This is a genomic window from Methylobacterium sp. WL103, from assembly GCF_008039885.1.
Taxonomy (GTDB): Bacteria; Pseudomonadota; Alphaproteobacteria; order Rhizobiales; family Beijerinckiaceae; genus Methylobacterium; species Methylobacterium cerastii.
The window spans coordinates 1-17,900 of sequence record NZ_VRUX01000038.1; the positions used below are offsets into that span (position 1 = coordinate 1).

At 63.5% G+C, this 17,900-nt stretch carries 22 protein-coding genes, 1 tRNA gene and 1 pseudogene; 11 read left to right on the plus strand and 13 right to left on the minus strand.

Annotated elements, in window-relative coordinates; translation table 11 throughout:
• Together FV222_RS04725 and FV222_RS04730 are read right to left on the minus strand one after the other, a co-directional pair.
• Window positions 1-312: pseudogene (locus FV222_RS04725) on the minus strand (transposase); the annotation flags it as partial.
• A 1,157-nt stretch (window positions 313-1,469) separates the two neighbouring features.
• A complete protein-coding gene (locus tag FV222_RS04730) occupies window positions 1,470-2,369 on the minus strand; it encodes a LysR substrate-binding domain-containing protein (protein WP_147813212.1) in 900 nt (299 codons plus the stop codon).
• A 127-nt stretch (window positions 2,370-2,496) separates the two neighbouring features.
• Between FV222_RS04730 and FV222_RS04735 the strand changes: the two genes are divergently transcribed.
• The 8 genes from FV222_RS04735 (at window position 2,497) to FV222_RS04770 (ending at window position 10,125) form a co-directional block, all read left to right on the plus strand.
• The gene (locus FV222_RS04735) at window positions 2,497-3,735 is read left to right on the plus strand and encodes an MFS transporter (RefSeq protein WP_147813214.1); all 1,239 of its coding nucleotides are present in this window, start codon (window positions 2,497-2,499) and stop codon (window positions 3,733-3,735) included.
• 437 nt (window positions 3,736-4,172) lie between these two features.
• A complete protein-coding gene (locus FV222_RS04740; protein WP_246685329.1) occupies window positions 4,173-5,588 on the plus strand; it encodes a phosphatase PAP2 family protein in 1,416 nt (471 codons plus the stop codon).
• Window positions 5,589-5,777: 189 nt separating this feature from the next.
• On the plus strand, window positions 5,778-6,461 hold the full coding sequence (locus FV222_RS04745) for an MgtC/SapB family protein (protein ID WP_147763756.1): 684 nt from the start codon (window positions 5,778-5,780) through the stop codon (window positions 6,459-6,461).
• 77 nt (window positions 6,462-6,538) lie between these two features.
• Window positions 6,539-6,811, plus strand: coding sequence for a PepSY domain-containing protein (locus tag FV222_RS04750; RefSeq protein WP_187277217.1), 273 nt, complete (start codon window positions 6,539-6,541; stop codon window positions 6,809-6,811).
• The gene (locus FV222_RS04755; protein ID WP_246685330.1) at window positions 6,811-7,068 is read left to right on the plus strand and encodes a hypothetical protein; all 258 of its coding nucleotides are present in this window, start codon (window positions 6,811-6,813) and stop codon (window positions 7,066-7,068) included. The genes FV222_RS04750 and FV222_RS04755 overlap by 1 nt, the downstream gene beginning before the upstream one ends.
• Before the next feature lie 370 nt (window positions 7,069-7,438).
• Window positions 7,439-8,308 carry a DUF4336 domain-containing protein gene (locus FV222_RS04760; RefSeq protein WP_246685331.1) on the plus strand — a complete coding sequence of 290 codons (870 nt, stop codon included), beginning with the start codon at window positions 7,439-7,441 and terminating at the stop codon, window positions 8,306-8,308.
• A gap of 636 nt (window positions 8,309-8,944) precedes the next feature.
• On the plus strand, window positions 8,945-9,376 hold the full coding sequence (locus FV222_RS04765; RefSeq protein WP_147813220.1) for a hypothetical protein: 432 nt from the start codon (window positions 8,945-8,947) through the stop codon (window positions 9,374-9,376).
• A gap of 140 nt (window positions 9,377-9,516) precedes the next feature.
• On the plus strand, window positions 9,517-10,125 hold the full coding sequence (locus FV222_RS04770; RefSeq protein WP_147813222.1) for a plasmid pRiA4b ORF-3 family protein: 609 nt from the start codon (window positions 9,517-9,519) through the stop codon (window positions 10,123-10,125).
• A gap of 48 nt (window positions 10,126-10,173) precedes the next feature.
• Here FV222_RS04770 and FV222_RS04775 read toward each other — a convergent pair whose 3' ends face one another.
• Window positions 10,174-10,416 (minus strand): hypothetical protein, encoded by a 243-nt coding sequence (locus FV222_RS04775; protein ID WP_147813224.1) that lies wholly within the window; start codon window positions 10,414-10,416, stop codon window positions 10,174-10,176.
• A gap of 232 nt (window positions 10,417-10,648) precedes the next feature.
• Between FV222_RS04775 and FV222_RS04780 the strand changes: the two genes are divergently transcribed.
• Together FV222_RS04780 and FV222_RS04785 are read left to right on the plus strand one after the other, a co-directional pair.
• Window positions 10,649-11,008 (plus strand): hypothetical protein, encoded by a 360-nt coding sequence (locus FV222_RS04780; protein WP_147813226.1) that lies wholly within the window; start codon window positions 10,649-10,651, stop codon window positions 11,006-11,008.
• Window positions 11,009-11,261: 253 nt separating this feature from the next.
• A complete protein-coding gene (locus FV222_RS04785; RefSeq protein ID WP_147813247.1) occupies window positions 11,262-11,948 on the plus strand; it encodes a zinc metallopeptidase in 687 nt (228 codons plus the stop codon).
• Window positions 11,949-12,106: 158 nt separating this feature from the next.
• Here the strand turns inward: FV222_RS04785 and FV222_RS31825 are convergent, their stop codons facing one another.
• From FV222_RS31825 to FV222_RS04830, 9 genes are all read right to left on the minus strand, one after another.
• Window positions 12,107-12,229, minus strand: a complete 123-nt coding sequence (locus FV222_RS31825; protein ID WP_281406870.1) for a hypothetical protein — start codon at window positions 12,227-12,229, stop codon at window positions 12,107-12,109.
• Between the two features lie 212 nt (window positions 12,230-12,441).
• On the minus strand, window positions 12,442-12,837 hold the full coding sequence (locus FV222_RS04790) for a hypothetical protein (protein ID WP_147813228.1): 396 nt from the start codon (window positions 12,835-12,837) through the stop codon (window positions 12,442-12,444).
• Window positions 12,837-13,052, minus strand: a complete 216-nt coding sequence (locus FV222_RS04795) for a hypothetical protein (protein WP_147813230.1) — start codon at window positions 13,050-13,052, stop codon at window positions 12,837-12,839. The genes FV222_RS04790 and FV222_RS04795 overlap by 1 nt, the downstream gene beginning before the upstream one ends.
• Before the next feature lie 80 nt (window positions 13,053-13,132).
• A complete protein-coding gene (locus tag FV222_RS04800) occupies window positions 13,133-13,600 on the minus strand; it encodes a hypothetical protein (protein WP_147813232.1) in 468 nt (155 codons plus the stop codon).
• 160 nt (window positions 13,601-13,760) lie between these two features.
• Complete coding sequence (locus tag FV222_RS04805) at window positions 13,761-14,264, minus strand: hypothetical protein (protein ID WP_147813234.1); 504 nt, start codon at window positions 14,262-14,264, stop codon at window positions 13,761-13,763.
• Window positions 14,261-14,512, minus strand: coding sequence for a DUF6074 family protein (locus tag FV222_RS30980; RefSeq protein WP_147813236.1), 252 nt, complete (start codon window positions 14,510-14,512; stop codon window positions 14,261-14,263). The genes FV222_RS04805 and FV222_RS30980 overlap by 4 nt, the downstream gene beginning before the upstream one ends.
• Window positions 14,509-14,955 carry a hypothetical protein gene (locus FV222_RS04815; RefSeq protein ID WP_147813237.1) on the minus strand — a complete coding sequence of 149 codons (447 nt, stop codon included), beginning with the start codon at window positions 14,953-14,955 and terminating at the stop codon, window positions 14,509-14,511. Before FV222_RS04815 ends, FV222_RS30980 begins: the two co-directional genes overlap by 4 nt.
• A 293-nt stretch (window positions 14,956-15,248) precedes the next feature.
• Complete coding sequence (locus tag FV222_RS04825; protein WP_147813241.1) at window positions 15,249-15,944, minus strand: hypothetical protein; 696 nt, start codon at window positions 15,942-15,944, stop codon at window positions 15,249-15,251.
• Complete coding sequence (locus FV222_RS04830) at window positions 15,944-17,185, minus strand: site-specific integrase (RefSeq protein WP_246685332.1); 1,242 nt, start codon at window positions 17,183-17,185, stop codon at window positions 15,944-15,946. Before FV222_RS04830 ends, FV222_RS04825 begins: the two co-directional genes overlap by 1 nt.
• 156 nt (window positions 17,186-17,341) lie before the next feature.
• Between FV222_RS04830 and FV222_RS04835 the strand changes: the two genes are divergently transcribed.
• Window positions 17,342-17,427: transfer RNA gene (locus tag FV222_RS04835), tRNA-Lys, on the plus strand.
• Window positions 17,428-17,742: 315 nt separating this feature from the next.
• Here FV222_RS04835 and FV222_RS04840 read toward each other — a convergent pair.
• Window positions 17,743-17,900 (minus strand): transposase (locus FV222_RS04840; RefSeq protein ID WP_147812867.1); only part of this gene is annotated, 158 nt, incomplete at its 5' end.

The following is a 17,900-nucleotide window of genomic DNA, read 5'->3' on the forward strand; positions in this document are numbered from 1 at the left end:
GGATGTGCTCGACACAGGCGCGTCGGCGCGCGGGGCTCAGAAGTTTCCCCGGGACGCCTCCTGCAGGATCAGCTTGTCGAGGGTGAGATCGGCGATTGCCTTTCGAAGCCGAGCATTCTCGGTCTCAAGGCTCTTCATCCGTCGAACTTGATCCGACTTCAGGCCGCCAAACTCACGCCGCCACCGGTAGTACGTCACCGAACTCACACCGAGCGCGCGGATTGCATCGGCCACGCTCTGGCCCTGTGAGATCAGCACGTCCGCCTGCCGCAACTTGGCAACGATCTCCTCAGGCTTCGGGTGCTTTGCCATCTCGTCCGTCCTCCAGGCTCAAAAGCCATGCCGAAGGGCGGACCACTTCAATGGGGGCGGACCATATCGCGCCGAATGACCAAATCACTCGAGTGATAGGCATTATATATCACTTAAATCATTTCGATAGATAGCCTGAAGAGCTCTGCGGTGTGAGTTAGGCGCAGCCGATCCAAGCGGAAGCGCTCGGTGGTCAGCCCCAGACGTGCTGCCGCGGAAAAACATCCAGAATTTAATTGCGAAATTTCATGCGCATGGGCATTCACCGCGATGCGGCAATGTCCAGCTACGGATGCTCGCCAGCAGCCCAGCGAGTTGCTTAGGCATTTTCCATCAGAGCACCAACGGTTGGACTTGGCCCCTACCGGCAACGGCTCGTGGCTTGATTGCCATCAAGCATGAGCGGTGAACCGAATGGGCACCTATGGCCTACAAGTCCGACACTCTTTGCGTTTTTTCTGAATTACTGGCCAAAAATTAAATCCGCGAATGGCACCTGGTGCGGTGAGAGCCCCCTTCGGTTCCAGAGTTTTGGCCCCCCCCTGCACTGGTCAGCGAAGGGCGGAATGGCCCCTCGGAATTCGATGAATCAATTAATTAAATTGGGTAGCGCAATTACTCGGTTCGCCCTTGCGAGAGGGGGGCATCGAAAGTCTGGAGGTGCAGGGCCGCCAACCGCATCGGGTGCCGAGCGCACAAAACTTTTTCCCGATCCCGAATTTTTAGGCTCGCCTATTTTGGCAAATCCCAAATTTCAAACTCCGAATTGATCGATGTCGATGATGATGGCTGCACCCTTGGTGCATCCCCTGATCGAGGCGATGGCATGCAGGAGGTATTACACTGCCTGAGCAACCCGCCGGACAGCGTCGACCGTCGTCGGTGAGATCCCAAGACTCCGCTGCCGGGACCGCTTTCGACCCTTCACAGACCCTCGGATAGTCCGCTTCGCGGCAGCTTGATGAAGGATGACCTACGTCGGGGTTGGGTGGATTCTTGTCGGTCCGCTTTCGAGAGACCGGGTCGCGGGAGCGGACGTTTGCTCAAGGAACGCGAAGGGGGCCACTTCATGCACAGATTGGTCATTATGCCGAACGCAGAGGTCCTTCTTGCAAGGAGAGAAGGCGTTTCAGACTCGGTCCGATGGTCGTCCGATCTCATTGCGCGCCCGTGGCAACGAGCCAGTCGACGAATGCCGTAAGGGTTGACGTCTTGTCCGCATCGTTCGGCACGAGGGTCACGTAGCCGGGGCGCGGGACGACGATTTCCGGGAACGGGGCGACGAGCCTTCCGGATGCCAGATCGTCGGACAGGACGGGCAGGGGCCCGAGGCCGTAGCCGAGCCCGTCCGCCGTCGCCTGCAGAGCCACGAAGTAATGGTCGAACGTCCGGCGGCTGCCCGTATCAGGGAGGAGGCCGGCGGTGCCCAGCCAGTCGCTCCAGTCGCCCGGGCGCGTCTCGCTCGACAGCAGAGTGGCGCCTTCGAGATCGTCTGGGGTGCGCAGGGGGCGGGCCGCGAGGAGGGACGGGCTTGCAACCAGCGTGTTGGCCTCCCGCAGGAAGGGGACCGCGCGGTAGGCGCCCCAGGGATGATGCGCCCCCGTTCCAATGCGCGGCTCGCGCCGGACCGCGAGGTCGAAGCCGCCGCGCAGGGCATTGTGCAGAGTCGTGGTCGTCGTAACGACGACTTCGGCCTCTTTCCGCGCTGCGTGGAAGCTGTCTAAGCGCGGGATAAGCCAGCGCATCGCGAAGGTCGTGGGCGTACTCACCCGCAGGATCCGGGGTGCGAGGGGCCGGCCGCAGATCTCGGCCGCCGCGTCGAGCCTGTCGAAGGTGAGGCTGACCGCTTCCGCGAAAGCCCGGGCCGCGGGCGTCGGGACGACGCTGCGCCCGACCCGCACGAACAGGCGCTGGCCGAACCACGCCTCCAGCACGGCGACCTGACGGCTGACGGCGCCGTGGGTCAGGCCGAGTTCGGCCGCTGCGGCGGCGTGGCTACCGGCCCGGGCGGCGACCTCGAAGACGCGCAGCGCATGGAGGGGTGGAAGACGTCGCATCGAACCTCCGTGCTCGCATCCGTGAGTTTAACGCACGGGTAGCGTGAGTCGAACGACACTCATCGCCGGATCATCACGGGTGTAGCCGTCACCGTGGTGGCCGCTGGCAGCCGTGGAAGGGTGATCGATGCCGACGACCATCGCAGGTTCCGACGAGGGGACCTTGGGCCCGACGGATGGGGCAGGCGCCATCCGCGGGTCCCGGCGGACGCGCGTCCTCGCCACGATCGGCGTCAACCACGCCCTGCACGATGGTTACACCGACCTGATCTACGTTCTACTGCCGGTCTGGCAGGCCGAGTTCGGCCTTGGCTACGTTGCGCTCGCGCTGGTGCGCTCGCTCTATGTCGGCGCGCTGGCCAGCCTTCAGATGCCCGCCACCGCACTCGCGCACGTGCTCGGCGCGCGAACCGTCCTCGTTCTCGGTACGCTGCTCAGCGCCGGCGGCTATGCGCTGGCCGGCGCCTCGGGTGGTCTCGTCGGCCTCTGCGTCGCCCTGGCGCTCTCCGGCGCGGGCAGCAGCACCCAGCATCCCCTCGCCTCGGCGGTGATCGCCCGGACCTATGGGACGAGGGCAAGGGGGCCACTCGGCACCTACAACTTCGCCGGCGATCTCGGAAAAGCGGCGTTGCCCGCGCTCGCCGGGCTTCTCCTCACCCACGCCGACTGGCGCTTCGTGCTGTGGCTAGCCGCCGGCCTCGGAGCCGTCGTCGCGGCCGGGGTCGCCACGCTGCTGCCCCGCGAGCCCATCCTGCGCGAGGAAGCGCGAGCGCGCCCACAAGTGGCCGAGCCCGGCGATCCTACGGTCGGCCGGACCGGCTTCGGACTCCTCGTGGCGGTCGGCATCCTCGACAACGCCGCCCGCCCGGCCTTTCTCGTCTACCTTCCGTTCCTGCTGCAGGAAAAGGGGGCGGCCCTCACCACGGTGGGCGTCGCGTTCGGCCTTGCCGCCGTCGGCGGTGCGCTGGGCAAGGCGATCTTCGGCCGGCTCGGGGACCGGTTCGGGGTGACACGCTGCGTGATCCTCTCCGAGGCGGGCACGGCGGCCGCAATCCTGCTCGTCATTGCGTCTCCGCTCACCCTCGCGCTCGCGGTACTGCCCGTCCTCGGCGTGATGCTGAACGGTACCTCCTCCGTGCTCTACGGCACCGTGCCGGAACTCGCGCCGCACGGTCGGGTCGAGCACGCCTTCGCAGTCTTCTACACCTGGACGCTCGGCGGCAGCGCGCTCGCGACGCCCCTGCTTTACGGTCCGCTGGGCGATGCGGTTGGACCGCGTTGGGCAGCCGTCGCGGCCGCCGCCACAGCCTTCGCCGTCGTCCCGATCATGCTCGTCTTGTCACCACACGTCGCGACTAAACCATGACCCCTGTCCGAACCCTCTGAGGCCACGGATGGCGGCCGGCCGGATGCCCCTGCCGCGCGAGACGACGGACGAGGTGCGCCCATGATGCAGATCACCGGCGGCACTCGTGGCATCGTCGCGGCGACTGCGCGTCTGGCGGCACGGCGCGCCTACGACGCCGCAACCGGATAATGTCGGTTTCGTTGGTCTTTCGCGATTTGCCTCGGGCCACGTGACCTGACCGGATGGCGGTAAACCGGGCTGATCGAGAGGATCAGCTAGGACCACCGGAGTTGATGAGAGGCGGACAGAAACCGAGCGCGGAGCCGATCCTCGTATTGAACGGCGCGCTACACTCTGGCTCGATCCTGTCGCTAGGAAGCGCCAGGGTTCTGGACGTAAGACCTCCACCTGGATCTTTAGGATCAGGGCACCAGTCGAGCATGAGGGGAAACGCCGTGTCGAGGACGCTCAGGAACGGGGCTCTTTCGCTTCTCATTCTGGCGCCCCTTCCGGCGGCGGCGCAGTCGGCCACCAACCTGACGGCTTTGCGCGGCCTCGCGCCCGTGAGTTTCCTGGCGGCGAGTCCGGAGGGGCGAGCCGCCCTCGACGCGAACCTCAAGGTCACAGGGGAGATCCAGTCCGGCGCAGCCCGGCAGCCCCTCCTGCTGCCCCTGCCAGAGCAACGCCAGCTCGCCCTGCGCGACGCCTTCATCACGGACGGCAACGCGGCCGAGCTCGCGGACGGGCTCGGCAGCACGCTCGGTGTGCACTACCAGGCCAAGGCTCGCTACGCGGACACCAAGACCTTCACGAACGTGACGCCGTCCGTGGCGGATCTGCTCGGCTACACCAACAACGTCGCCAAATCCGACTCCAACGCGGGCAAGTTCTTCTTCGCCAACGCCACCACGAACGGAAAGGCGCCCGTCTCGGATGCCGCATCGGCCATCCTGGGTGAGCGTGGGGGCGCGGCCGATGCGTTCGGCAAGGCCTACGGGCGCCCGGCCGGCAGCCAAGGCTCCAACGCCTATGGCAACGCGCGCCCGTTTCAGACCCTGCCGCAGCTCTTCGCCCATCGCGGCGACGACTATTTCGGGAGGGGCTCCCACAGCCTGGACTGGCTGCACGGGCCGAACCAGAACCTGACCGACAGCCCCTCCTATCCGAGCGGCCACACAACCTACGGCTATACCGAAGCCCTGATCCTCGCGATCCTGGTGCCGGAGCGCTATCAGCAGATGATCGCGCGCGCCGCCGAGTACGGCAACAACCGCATCGTGCTGGGCGCTCACTACGCGATGGACGTGATCGGCGGTCGGGCGGTGGCCTTGCACGCGGTCGCCCACCTCCTCGCCAACGACCCCGCTTATGTGGGCCAGATCCGGAGGAACCCGGCGGTGGACAACGAGATGAGCCGCTCGACCAATGCGGCTGTGGCACTCCCCGACTACCGAGCCGCGCTCAACGCAGCCCGCGCTGACCTCTCCGCTTTCCTACGGGACGGCTGCGGTGACACGCTTGCCGCCTGTGCGGCGGCGGATACGGGGCGGTTCCGTGATCCCGCCGCCAACGAGGCCCTGTACGCAGCGACCCAGACCTACGGGCTGCCGGTGGTGCATTCTCAAAACGCCAGCGAACAAGCGGATGTTGGGCGCGTCGCTCCAGAGGCCGGGAACCTCCTGACCGCCGCGTTTCCGACCCTCAGCCTGGACGAGGCCAACGCGATCCTGACCCAGACGCAGGGCCCCGGCGGCGGCTTCCTGGACGACGGTTCAGCCTTTGGCGTTTACGCGCGGCTGAACCTTTACGCGGCGGCCGGCAAAGCGGCGGCCCTAGCGGCCAAACGGAGGGCGCCAGAAGCGGCGCGTTGAGGCGCGGCTCTCGAAGTCCAGCGTTGAGGCCTGCTCTTGGCAGTACCGCTCAGGCCATGCGCCCGTTCTCAAGGATGGCGACTTTTGTATAGGCGTCGCACCTATCTGGAAGCGCCGCCTTCGCATGTTTGGCTGTGCGATGCCCGCCCGGGATCTATCGAAGAACAATAGGCATATGCGACGGAGGCTATGATCGGCAATCTGGAGATCTTGAGCCGCTTGATGCTCGCCGCCATCCTCAGCGGCCTGATAGGGGTTGAGCGCGAGCGATTGCTCTGGGCTGCAGGCCTGCGAACGCACATGCTCGTCGGGGTCGGCGCCTGCCTCATCGTCATCGTTTCCGCCTTCGGCTTCAGCGATGCGCTTGGCACGCACAACGTCGTCCTCGATCCATCACGTATCGCAGCGCAGGTCGTCTCAGGCGTGGGGTTTCTCGGAGCTGGGACGATCCTTCTTCGCGGCGAGGTCGTCAAAGGGCTCACAACGGCAGCAAGTCTCTGGGCTGTCGCTGCCATCGGTCTCGCGGTCGGCAGCGGCCTGTACGCCGCCGGCATCGCAACGACCGTCATCCTCCTGGCGATCCTCGCCGGATTGAAACCCCTTCAGGAGCGCTACCATAATCGGCAGCGTGTCCAACCGCTGCGAGTGCTGGCCGAGCCGGGTGCGATCACGTTCGACACCCTGCAAGGGATCGCAGGACAGCGTGCCTCGCGCATCCGCCAGTTCGTCGTGCAGCGTGCCTCCGATCCGGCACAGGATGAGATCCTGATCTCGTTCGCGCGGCTGTCTCGTCAGTCGGTGGCGGAGATCGCTCAGGGACTACGAGCGCGCCCAGGTGTTGCCAGCGTCGAGAACGTCGAGGGTCATCTGTAGCCGTCCGATAGGCCGGCAGGCGCGCAACCACTCTCCATATGGCTCGTTGTCCGGCATCGTAGAAATGGAGACGGCTAATGAAGTTCGGGACGCTCGCACCGCTCGCCCTGGCCATGGTGCTGGGTTTCGCCGGTCCTGTCCTGGCCAAGGAGGACAAGCCTGGGGCGGACTGGATCCCTGCCGAGCAGGTCAAGCAGAAGCTGATGGACGCGGGCTACTCCAGCATCACCGAGCTGGAGGCCGATGACGGACACTGGGAAGGCGAAGGCCTGAAGAACGGCGTGAAGATGGAGTTCCACGTCGATCCCAAGACGGGCGCCATCACCAAGGAAAAGCCCGACAAGGACTGATGGACAAGGCTACGCCCACCTCTCCAGGAGAGGTCCAAACCGGCAAGAAAGGTAAGCGCACGGCGTATTTGATCGCCGTGCGCCACAAGCGGGAGGCGCCTCGCATCTACGCGGTGGTAGCCGCTTCCGCCGTGGCCGCGCTCGCGCAATTGGACGGGCTGACGACCGATGGCATGGGGATTGAGGTCGTCGGCGCCCTCTCCCGAGACCTTATCCGACGTCTCGGCCTCAAGGCGGGCGAGCTGCGGCTCGTATGAATATACTGCCGTCCTACCGAGGCAGCCCGCTTTCAATACCTGGAGCTTGGCTGATCCAGAGCCGTAGACCGCGTCCATCTCACCATTGCCGTTCCAATCGCACGCGATGGTGGCGCGGTTACTCCCGCGGCCGGCTCCGCCAGCGAAAGCCCCGGTGATGCGCAGCTCGATGAGGAAGTGCACGACGCACTCGCCGGCCATACGGGCAGCGGTAGCGTTGGGCGAGGGTACGGAAGCCGCTTCGGGTTGAGGGCCCTGGCGGAGGAGATAGGATCGGGGCGCCGAAGACGGTGCGAGGCCTGAGATGGGACCCGAACGCCCGCTCCTGAGGTTCCCCGAGTCTGGCGGGGAGCGAACAGGAGGCCACGGCGTGACCGACCACATCAGCTACCCGCCATTGAACACCCCTAAGCAGGTTGCCGATGGTGTCTGGATTGTGGACGACGCGCCGGTTCACGCGGGCGGCATACCGCTGCCCATCCGCATGACGGTGCTCCGGCTGGAAGGCGGTGGGCTGCTTCTGCATTCGCCCATTCCGCACCGACCGAGCCTCCAGCGAGCTTTGGAGGCGCTGGGCCGCATCGAGCACCTCGTAGCCCCGAGCGTCGGCCACTGGATGTTCCTTCGCGACTGGCAGGCAGCTTGTCCGAACGCAGTCACCTGGGCGGTGCCGGGGCTTGCAGACCGGGGACAGGTTCGTCGCTCGGGCGTTCGGATCGATGCGGAGCTGACGGACAGGCCACCTCGCGTCTGGGCGGATGAGATTGACCAAGTGCTGGTCACGGGCCCTGTGTTCAAGGAGGTCTGTCTCTTCCATCGGCCGAGCCGGACGCTCCTCCTCACGGACCTCGTCATCAACCTGGAGGGCGCCCTCCTGCCGGTCGGGTCACGTACCCTGGCCCACATCCTCGGGATTGTCGCACCGGACGGCAAGGCGCCGCTGTACCTCCGGCTCCTCCTCCGCACGAACCATCGAGCGGCTACGCAGGCAGCTTGGCGGCTGGTGGCGTTCAACCCGGATCGGGTCATCTTCACGCATGGGCAATGGTTCAACCGCGACGCTGCCGGCCAACTACGGCGCTCGCTTTCATGGCTGCTCGGACCAACAGGACTAGAACGACGGCTTCCTGGGTCGAGCGGGCCGCCCCTGGTCGCGCCACGAACTTCTACCTTGCTGGTAGGCGCAGCCGTGGTGAGCGTGCTTGCGGTGTTCGCACTTGGCAGACGACGGAGGCGGTAACCCGTTTACGGTTTTAGCCCGTTCTAACGACGTAGGGCCTTTTCCGTCGCAGCTATGGCATATATTGCCTTAATCGGCAGGCAGCTCGCGGCGGCTATTGGGCATTTTAGAAGTATGATGCGTCAACATCAGCCTGTCCCCGGTCCGGCTTCGTTGACCGTATGGCCCAGCGACGTGAGCATCAAAGCCGCGGAGCCGAGAGAGTTGCCCAGTCTCCAAGAGGCGCTGGACGAGGCGCTCAAGGCGCTTAACGAGGGCACCGGGACGCCTTGGGTGACTACAAGTGAAGGCATTATCCTTTCCCCAGCTCACCTCAGAGGTATGCTGCATTCGGCTTGAAGCCTGGGATGACAGCCGGGCAAGTACCGCCGCGCCGGGTTGATCCGAGATGCAGTTGTGATGGTTTAAAGCGTCGGGAGGCTGCTGCCCCGGCCGAGCCCAAGGCCAGCACCAAACCGCCCGCTCGGTAGGCCTTAAGCTAACGCAAGCGCAAGCTGAACGGATGCTGCCAAGCTGTTTCAGCCTCGGTGCATCCGCGCTCTGCCAATCTCTTCCTCACAGCCGAGAGACCACCGGCTGAGTCACAGAGACCGGGCACCGCGGGCGATGCCGGCCTCAAGTGTCAGGGGATGGGCGATGAAGAAGTTTGCAGCTCTCACAGCCGCCGCGCTCGTTGCGGTGAGCGCTCTCGGGACGACGGCAGCCGAAGCTCGGGGCGGCGGCGCCATCGCGGCCGGTGTCATCGGAGGCCTCGCCGCAGGTGCCCTCCTCGGGGCCGCGATCGCAGAGGCCCACGAGCCCCCGGCATACGGCTACGGCTATGGCCGCCCCGCGCCGGCCTACGGATACGACTACGAGGCGCCCCCAACCGTCACCTATCGTCCGGCCCGAGTGGTCCGCGAGTACGACTACGAGGAAGCGCCGGCCTATCGTGATCCTTCCCCCGCTCGCTTCTACGGAGGTGGCCAGGACGGCTACCGCTATCGCAACGCGGGCTACGGTGTCCGCCACGCCGGGTACGGCTACCAGCGGGACTGCGACCGGCCGCACGGCTACCGCGGCTGGTAGTCAAAAAATCGGGCGGGTCGCTTGAGCATACTCGGCGGCCCACCCCTTCCATGCCCACACGGCAAACTGGGGAAGAACCCGGCGGTCGCTGTGCGCGGCTTCGGGGTTGCTCCTAGCACGCTCGAAGGTACCCTTGCGGCATGCCCGATCCGAGTCGCATCGCCCGCCTCCGTATCACGCTCGATGACACTGAACCCACCGTCTGGCGGACCGTCGAGGTGCCCCTCTCCGCCAGCCTCAAGCTCCTGCATGAGGTGATCCAGGCGGCGATGCCCTTCCAGGACTACCACCTCTTCCAGTTTCAGGAGGGGTCCGCCCGCTACGCCATCCCGCACCCGGAGTGGCCAGACGTGAACACCCGAAGCGCCAAAACCACGAAACTCGGGGCGCTTGTTGATCGGGGCACCACCGCCTTCGCTTATACCTACGACTTCGGGGACAACTGGCAGCACACCATTACGGTCGAAGAGTTAGGCCCAGCGGACCCCACAGTCGCCTACCCGCGCTTCCTTGACGGGGCGAGGCGGGCACCTCCCGAGGACGTGGGCGGGACGATGGGCTTCGAGGAGTTTCTAGAAGCCGTCACCAAGCCTCGGCACCGCGAGCGCAAGCGGATGCTGGAGTGGTACGGCGGCCCGTTCGATCCCGATGAGCTGGACCGAGAGACCATCGAGGCCGGCATGGCGAAGCTGGCTCGGCGCCGCGCCATCGGACAAGCAGCGTTCGCGAAGAGCCGAAGTCAACTGTGAAGTCTCCCAGCGGATGAGGCCGAAGAGAGAAGGCGGATGGTGAAGCCACTACGCCGTTTGAAGCTCTTCGATAGCAAGCGTAAGCCGTGCCCGCATGATTATGGTTCCGGCATGATCGCGAACGCTCGCCAGGAATATTTGGCCGTCCGTTGTTGTGTCCAGCAGCTCAGAGACACGCTTTAAAACATGACCCAACTTCTCTCGGGCTGCTCCCGCGTCTGGTAGTTCAAATCCTTTTTTATCGCGCACGAAATTAGTGCCGTCATGGAGGTCGATGTAAAACAGCGGCATCTTATGCGCCCGAGCCTGAGGATAATAATAAGGCTATGTACTGCCTGCGGGCTCGTTTTGCCATGATGCCGCGCCTGCATGTTGCATGCCGACTTACCCTTCATCCCGTAAAGCAGTTGCGACCCACTCTGTGAGGATGGTCCGGCGCCGCGCTGATGGGTGAAACACTTCCCGATGGCCCAACTGTTGCCTCTGCCTCAGTCCCGCCAAGCACTCAGGCTACCTCCGTCCCATGATGAAGACCTCCCGCATCCTCGGCTGGCTGCTCCTGGCGGGCGTTGTCTTCGCGACCCTCGCGCCCATCGGCCTCCGGCCCATCAGCCATGCCCCGGTCTCTCTTGAGCGGTTCGGCGCCTACGCAGCGGTTAGCTTCCTGTTTGCCTTCGGGTATCCGCGCTGCCGCTGGCAAATCGTGGGAGCGTTGATCGTGATTGCCGGCGTCATGGAAGCCATGCAGACCCTTGAGCTGACACGGCATGGCCGCTTCGGGGACTTCGCGGTCAAGGCCGCCGGGTGCTGGTTCGGAGTGATGCTCGCAGTCGTCCTCGCGTTCATCCCAGCGAGCATGGCGAAGGCCGAGGGGCGGGCGTAAGCGCAAAGCCTTCTACTCCTCTCCCAGCCGAAGCTGCCGGACGGCCGACAAATGGCCGCTTTCCAGAAGCGCGGCTGGCGGTCCCTAAGACTGTGTTGGGTCGGAACCAGAACGTCCGCTTCGGGGCGGAGGCCCAGCGTCCGCTTGCCACCCAATCCAGCCCTTGACGCTTGTCGCACGATTGTCGGACGGTGGACGTCTCGAATTAGGCGCCGTGCTTCCACGGTTACGGCCGCGTGCCTACATATCTCTCGTGCCCGTCCTTCTAGCGCTTGGCGCTGCCCTCCTGTTCGGTCTCGTGTTCGGCCCCCAGTGGTGGGTGCGCCGGGCGATGCAACAACACGCCACCGAGCGGCCGGACTTGCCCGGGACCGGCGGCGAACTCGCCCGCCATCTGCTCGACTTGGCGCAGCTGGAGCACGTCCCCGTCGAGATCGCGCCAGCCGACCACTACGATCCGGTCGCGAACGTCGTGCGGCTATCGCCGGGGAATCATGACGGTCGCTCGATCACGGCAGTCGCGGTCGCGGCACACGAGGTCGCCCACGCGCTCCAGCACGCGGCGGGAGACCGGCTCCTCGCGGCACGGGTGAGGTTCGCCCCGATCGTGCAGAGCTTCGAGTTCGCCGCGGCCGTGGTGATGATGACTGCGCCCGTGGTGCTCGCCTTCGTCCATTCGCCTGTCCTGCTCGCCCTGCAGGTGGGTATCGGCATCGCGCTCCTCGGCGTTCGCCTCCTATTCCACTTCCTGACGCTACCCGTCGAACTCGATGCAAGCTTCCGCCGAGCCCTGCCCATCCTGGAAACAGGTCGCTTCCTCGACGCCAGCGACATGCCCGGTGTCCGCACCGTACTGCGCGCTGCCGCCCTCACATACGTGGCCTCGTCACTCGTTGCGCTCGTGAACATTGCCCGCTTTCGGCGACTGCTTCCGTTCTAAAACGTCCAAGGCGAGCGTCTGATTTCCCAGCCGCGCTTACTTGGTTGTGTTCACCATACCCTCGACCGCTTCTCTTTTTCATTTTGCAGACATGATCCGACGGCCTCACGCTGGCGGATGGTCACCACCAACGGCGGTGACCATCGAGATTTGAGTTATCAGTGGGTCGAAGTTAGGTAGGGGGCGACGGTCTGGAAGGCGTAGGCGTAAGCGGCTGGATAGGGTGCGTTCAGATCAGAGCCCTCGCCGTAGAGACGTGCCCAGAACTCGGCGAGGCTCATTAAAGGCTCAACATCCGGGCCCATTCCATATCCGGTCCGACGCATTCGGCGAGCGAGCTCGAGCGGGCCACGATGTGCGGCCTCGGCAAGGGCCAGCAATTCGGATCGATCGCTAATTGCCTCGAAGGCTCGAACCGCCTCAAATTGCGCGACCGCCCATTCCCGCTCGGGTGAGCCGTCCGATATCCAGGGGTGCATCTGCTTCGCACCAGTCATGATGCACGCCCTCCGGTGGCGGGGCGACGCTTGGTGCGGCGCTCGACGACGACAGGGGGCCGAGGTGCCGGCTCCTTCACGGCAGGCGGAGGCGATGGCTCAGGATCGACGACGGGGGCGGCGGTCACCACCTCGGCAGGAGGAGGCAGCACCGCATCGACCTCACAGAACACCGCGAACTCGCTACCGAGGCGCTCGGCCATTACGACGGCCTGAGCTCTCGCCTCGGCGGCGGAGGCATGCTCGTAAGGTGTTTTCCCGAGAGTGATCAGCCGGCCGGTTCGATCATCTCGCCGGACGATGATGAAGCCGCCTCGTATCGTGGCCGGTGGCTTATTAGGGTTGGGCGTCGGCACGTTCGTGGCGAAGGCCCTTTTTCCGTCGGCGCTCATCAGGCCTGCCCTCCAAATTCGAGCCGGTCGCTGATCTCCTGCAGGCGATCGAGCCGCGCCAGATCGTCTGCAATTCGAGACAGGAGGGAAGCACGAAGCGTCTGAAGTGCCGACCGCTCGCGATCAGCGGCGCGCATCACCGCTATTGCAGCGGTGACTGGACCTCGTTGCGCGCGAGCGTGCGGGTCGGCCGGAGCCGTGGTATTCGAATTCATGATCGGATTTCCTGCTGATGGGATTTTGGTCGAGGCTCGGGGGCGCTGGCCGGCGCTTCCCGAGCCGCTCTATTTCGATTTCAGCCGCGGTCTGGATCTAAGCGAGCGTCGTCGACGTGCTCCATCAGGTGCTCGACGAGCGTCGTCGCAATGGCGCTGGCGCTTCGAAACCCGATATCGCGCAGCAGCACCGACTGCGTCTCTGAGGTCTGCGAAGCCGTCTCGTCGTGCCAGGCCTCGGAATACCGACGCATCAGGTCGTCCGGCACATCGGTCACGCTGGCCGCGATACGCCTCAGCAATTCGGCGGCTCTCGTATTTCGGGTCTCGCTCGGGAATTGCTCGGCCTTCTCTAGCCGCCAGCGTGCGGTTTCCAGGATGGCCTCAGAGAGCGCACCGCGAGCGTCATCGATTTCCGACGAGCCATTTCTCGGATGACGATGTTTCGGATTGGTAGGCTGTGGCTTGGTGCTGAACTCCTCCATGGTGCCTCTCACAGCGTTGCTGAGGCTCTCGGCGCGCTGGGCCTGTTCCTGTTCGATCGACATAGCTCTCTCCACTCCTCGATAGTGCGAGGTCGCACAGCCGCGGTGGCGACCGATCTGGGAATGGTGGTGGATGCTTGTCGCGTGAGGCGCTCGGCGCTCTACGGACTGGCATATTAGATGTGTACCTGAGGGCGGACCGTGAGAATGCCGAAACCGGGCTTCACAGTCCGCGCTGAGATACCATTTTAGGAATTGATGACCTCAGCGGTCCGCCCTGAGGTACCGACTGTCCGCCCTCAGGTACCGACCGTACCCCAGCGCGGACCGTCAAATCTTTTCCAGGCGCCCAACTCATGAACCGCTTCGTCGGCAATTCGCCTGACACATTGCATTCGTGTTCGGTGAGCCGCCATTCGGTTGCTCGGCCGTCCTTCCGCCCGTCGAAGCTGCCGCGGATTACGATTTCAATGAAGCCGTGCACCTCCAATTCCTGAAAGGCCTTGGCCGCCGTCGTTTTTCCAATCTGAAGATTCTCGCAGGCCTGCCGCACCGAGAGGATGATCCGGCCGTTGTTGATGCCCCGGTATTTCTGCTTAAGCAGGATGTAGAGGGCCCGAGCGTCCGTGCTGAGATCCGTCCAGGCCTTCGAGTCGGTGAGCCACTCGTAGAGGCGCAGATGGGGCTTTTCCTTTTTCGGATTACCTCTTGAGTCCGCATGCTTCACGCCGCGCCCCCCTGGCTGATCAGGAGGCGCCATAGGTGCGCCCGGATAGCACCCTCATAGGATCCGACCTCGGACCGAATGAGCAACTCGGCGACGCCCTTTTTCCGAAGCCCATCCTCGAGCCGCCGAAGCTGTTCGCGAAGGTGCCCCTCGGCATGGTTGGCCGGGACGGAAACCATGTAGCCGGCCGTTTTCCTGATTTGCGGCAGGCGTCGAGCGAACCGAAAGGGTAGGACAGTGGCGGTCATACCCCACCTCCGACGCTAGCCTCTCCGCCTCCGTTCTTATTTGTATTTTGCAAGGCGGCAAGAAACAGATCCATACCTTGCGGTCTGCATAAATCTCCGGTTAGCGCATTCCAGGCATCGACAGACTGTATCGTATAGAAAAGCTCAGCCGATGCAGGCATGCGCTTGTTTTCGATCATCGACCCGATGAAACCTAGAGCCATCCAATGAGGTGCGATCGTTAGGATGCCTTCGGTCGTTCCGATCGTGCGAACGCCGTCTGGGTAGTCTCGGCGCATGGATCGCTGGAACCGTTCGCTCAGATCCCGCGGAAGAGACGCGCAAGCAACAAGATCATCCCACGCATGCCATACGAGCTGCGGCTCATCTGTGGGAGCCTTGAAGAACCGCAGAAGTTTGCCGTTCAACTCGCCGATATGGATCGGGAAAACGACGCCACTCATGCCGTGGCCCTCCGCCGAGCTGCCGACGCCTGCGACCGCTCCCAAGTTAGCAGCTTCGAAAACGGGTAGAGCTTGCGCCGGTTGATCACCATTGGTGCCGGAAATTCAAGCGCTTCGTCTCGATCCCAGCGATTAAGCGTCGCTGCCGAGATCCGATATCTGCCGCGAACCTCTGCGCTGTTTAGCCAATTCTCTGTATCGCTCATCGGGCGCTCCTGTTTGTTTGCGAGCGACCAATTTGTTATGCGCCTATTTCGACGGGCGGAATTGCAAGCAAAATTCGAAAAAGCGATTCAAGCCACCCATGGGATTTTCTCCGGCTGCTCACGCATCGGATCGGTACGCCACCGCTCGCATGCGGACCTAAGCGCGTCGGGATCGGGAGCCTTGATCATCGCAACCTCATGAACAAGGGCAAGGAACCGAAATGTGGGACCTTCTGGCGTAGCGGCCACCTTATTTCCCGCCATCTCCCAGAACTTAAACAGCCTTGGCCAAAGAGCGTTTGCGTCAAAATCTCTATTTGCTTCTTGAACTGTCGGAAGCATGTAATGAAAACTGAAAGATTTATCATTTTTTGCTAGTAGCGTCGCATTTAATTCAATATTGCATAACATGCCAAACATATCGCGGATGCTGACTTCATCATCGCTCCATAGTGGACGACGGTGAAATAACTTAGAAAGCTCAGGCGGATATATATCAGCCTCCTCAATGAAGTTACCTATGCTCCGGGAGATATCAAAATCTGACAACAGCACTTCAAGCTTTCGCGCCGCAGCTGCAATCTGCAGAAGCTTTTTCTTTGACTTCACCCTGTTCGGTATCGATTTTTTTGCGGCAATACGCAAGTGATGAACAAGTATTGTTTCTACAATTGAAATGACTGCTTCATTTAGCTCACTTTCGTTGCCTAGGTTTAAAAAAGTTTTTAGTCGCAATCTCTGGGCGTCTGAGAATGTTTCCTGAATCTCTTTTTCGCGATTCATTACGCGCGCCTCTCAAACGGGATGACCTTAGCGGCCCGAGAAAGCAGCCCAGCTAGATGCGAGGCCCAAAGCTCCATCGCTCGACGTCTCTCCTCCCTGTATTCGTGGCGTTGGTAGACGCCGACGATGCCAGAGTGCGTGCCGGAGGTATGGTTCAGCGCTTTCTCGACGACATGCACCGACACCCCAAGACGCGCGCAGCCGCTGGCAAACGTCCTTCGCAGGTCATGCAGCCGCCATGCAGCGCTCTCTTCGCCCTCCGGAAGCAGGGAAGCGGCGATGCTCTGGAGCCGGTCCGTCGCCTTGCTGACGCCACTGAACGCCGTCTCTCCGGTAGTGGTGAACAGCAGGCGAGGGCGCTGGCCGATCCGTGGCAGCCGGCGGAGGATCGCCACCGCATCCGGCGCTAGCGGAACGACGTGCGCTCGATCATTTTTTGCGCGGGTCCGGGGGATCGTCCATGTCGCAGCATCGAGATCGAACTCGCGCCACTCCGCCTCAAGCACTTCCGAGCGGCGCTGGCCGGTCAGGATGAGGAGTTGCACCACGGGGCCGAAGGGATAGCCGACCTGTTCAGCCGCCTTCCATGCCGCGACCAATTCCACGTCAGTCAGCACGCGGTCTCGAGACACCTCGGGGGAGGGCGGTTTTAGGCCAGCCATCGGCGACGCCTCGAGGATCCCCCGCTCGACCGTCCAGGCGAAGAACCGTCGTAAGGCCGCGAACAGCCGGTTCGCATGAATGGATGCGCCACGCCCGACCACCGCGTCGAGAGCGTTCAGCACGTCCTTCCGACCGATCGTTCGGACGTCGCGATCCTGCCACTTGTCCGTTGCGTCGAGCGTGCGGGTCAGAAATGACTCTGTCTCGCGCCAGCTCCTGTTCCGAGGCTTGGCGTACCGCTCGATATAATCGGCAGCGACGGCACCGAACCGCATGGCCTGTGCTGCCGATGGCTCGGCTTTGGCTGCCTGCTTCTCGCCTGCCGGGTCGCGGCCTTCGGCGACGGCTCGCAATGCCGTCCGGGCCGCCTCGCGGGCCTCGGTAAGCGGCAGGCGAGGATAGACGCCGAGGGTGAGCTTCTTCGGCTTCCCATCCGCTCGATAGCGCACAGCCCAGGATTTTCCGCCGGCCGGCTGCACTACCAGATAGAGGCCGGGGAGGGCGCCGTCAGGTACCTCTCGACGCTTGCCAGGATCAGCCTTCGCGGACTCGACAGACTTCACGGTCAGAACGGCCACGGCGCGCACCTCGGCAGCGTTGCCCGAGCCATAGCAAGGCGGCGGGGTAACGACCGGGTAACAGAATTGCCCTGCCCGGCGGCGTTACCCCATGAGTGATGAATGAGCGATCATCGCGCGTCAAGTCGTTGTGGGGACTCGAATTCCGCGATCGGCGACGCACGGATTTGAGCGGCCTCGGAATTACCTCGAACGGACTTTTAATCTGTAGGTCTTGGGTTCGAACCCCAACGCGCTCACCAATTCTCCCTTTTTGCCAACAAGCTAGGCCTGTATATAAATTCGATGCTGCCCCGTTTTAGGCCGGGGCTGCACCGGGGACGCACGGTACAATCGGGTGATGTCGACCGTTTTTTCAATCGTCAGGTCGACTGTTTGACCATCAGACGTGCGTTCGTAGCGGTTTATCGCTCCGGCCTTTGCGCCCCGTCGGCGTGGACACCATGCGTCGCATCCTGCCGCTCCTGATCAGCCTGGCCGTGCTCCCGGCGCTTGGACGCTCTGCGGGCGATCCGAGCGGGGACGTGCTCTGGCCGGCCCTCAGAGTCTGTCCGGCATCATGATGTTTTCTGACAGAGCTTTCGGGTCATGAGGCGGATGGAGGCCAAGAGGACGAACGCTCGCCCTTTCCGGCTTTTGCATTCCCAATCCTTCGCGAGACGGCGGCAGCGGTTGAGCCAACCGATCGTTCGCTCGACAATCCAGCGCTTGGGCA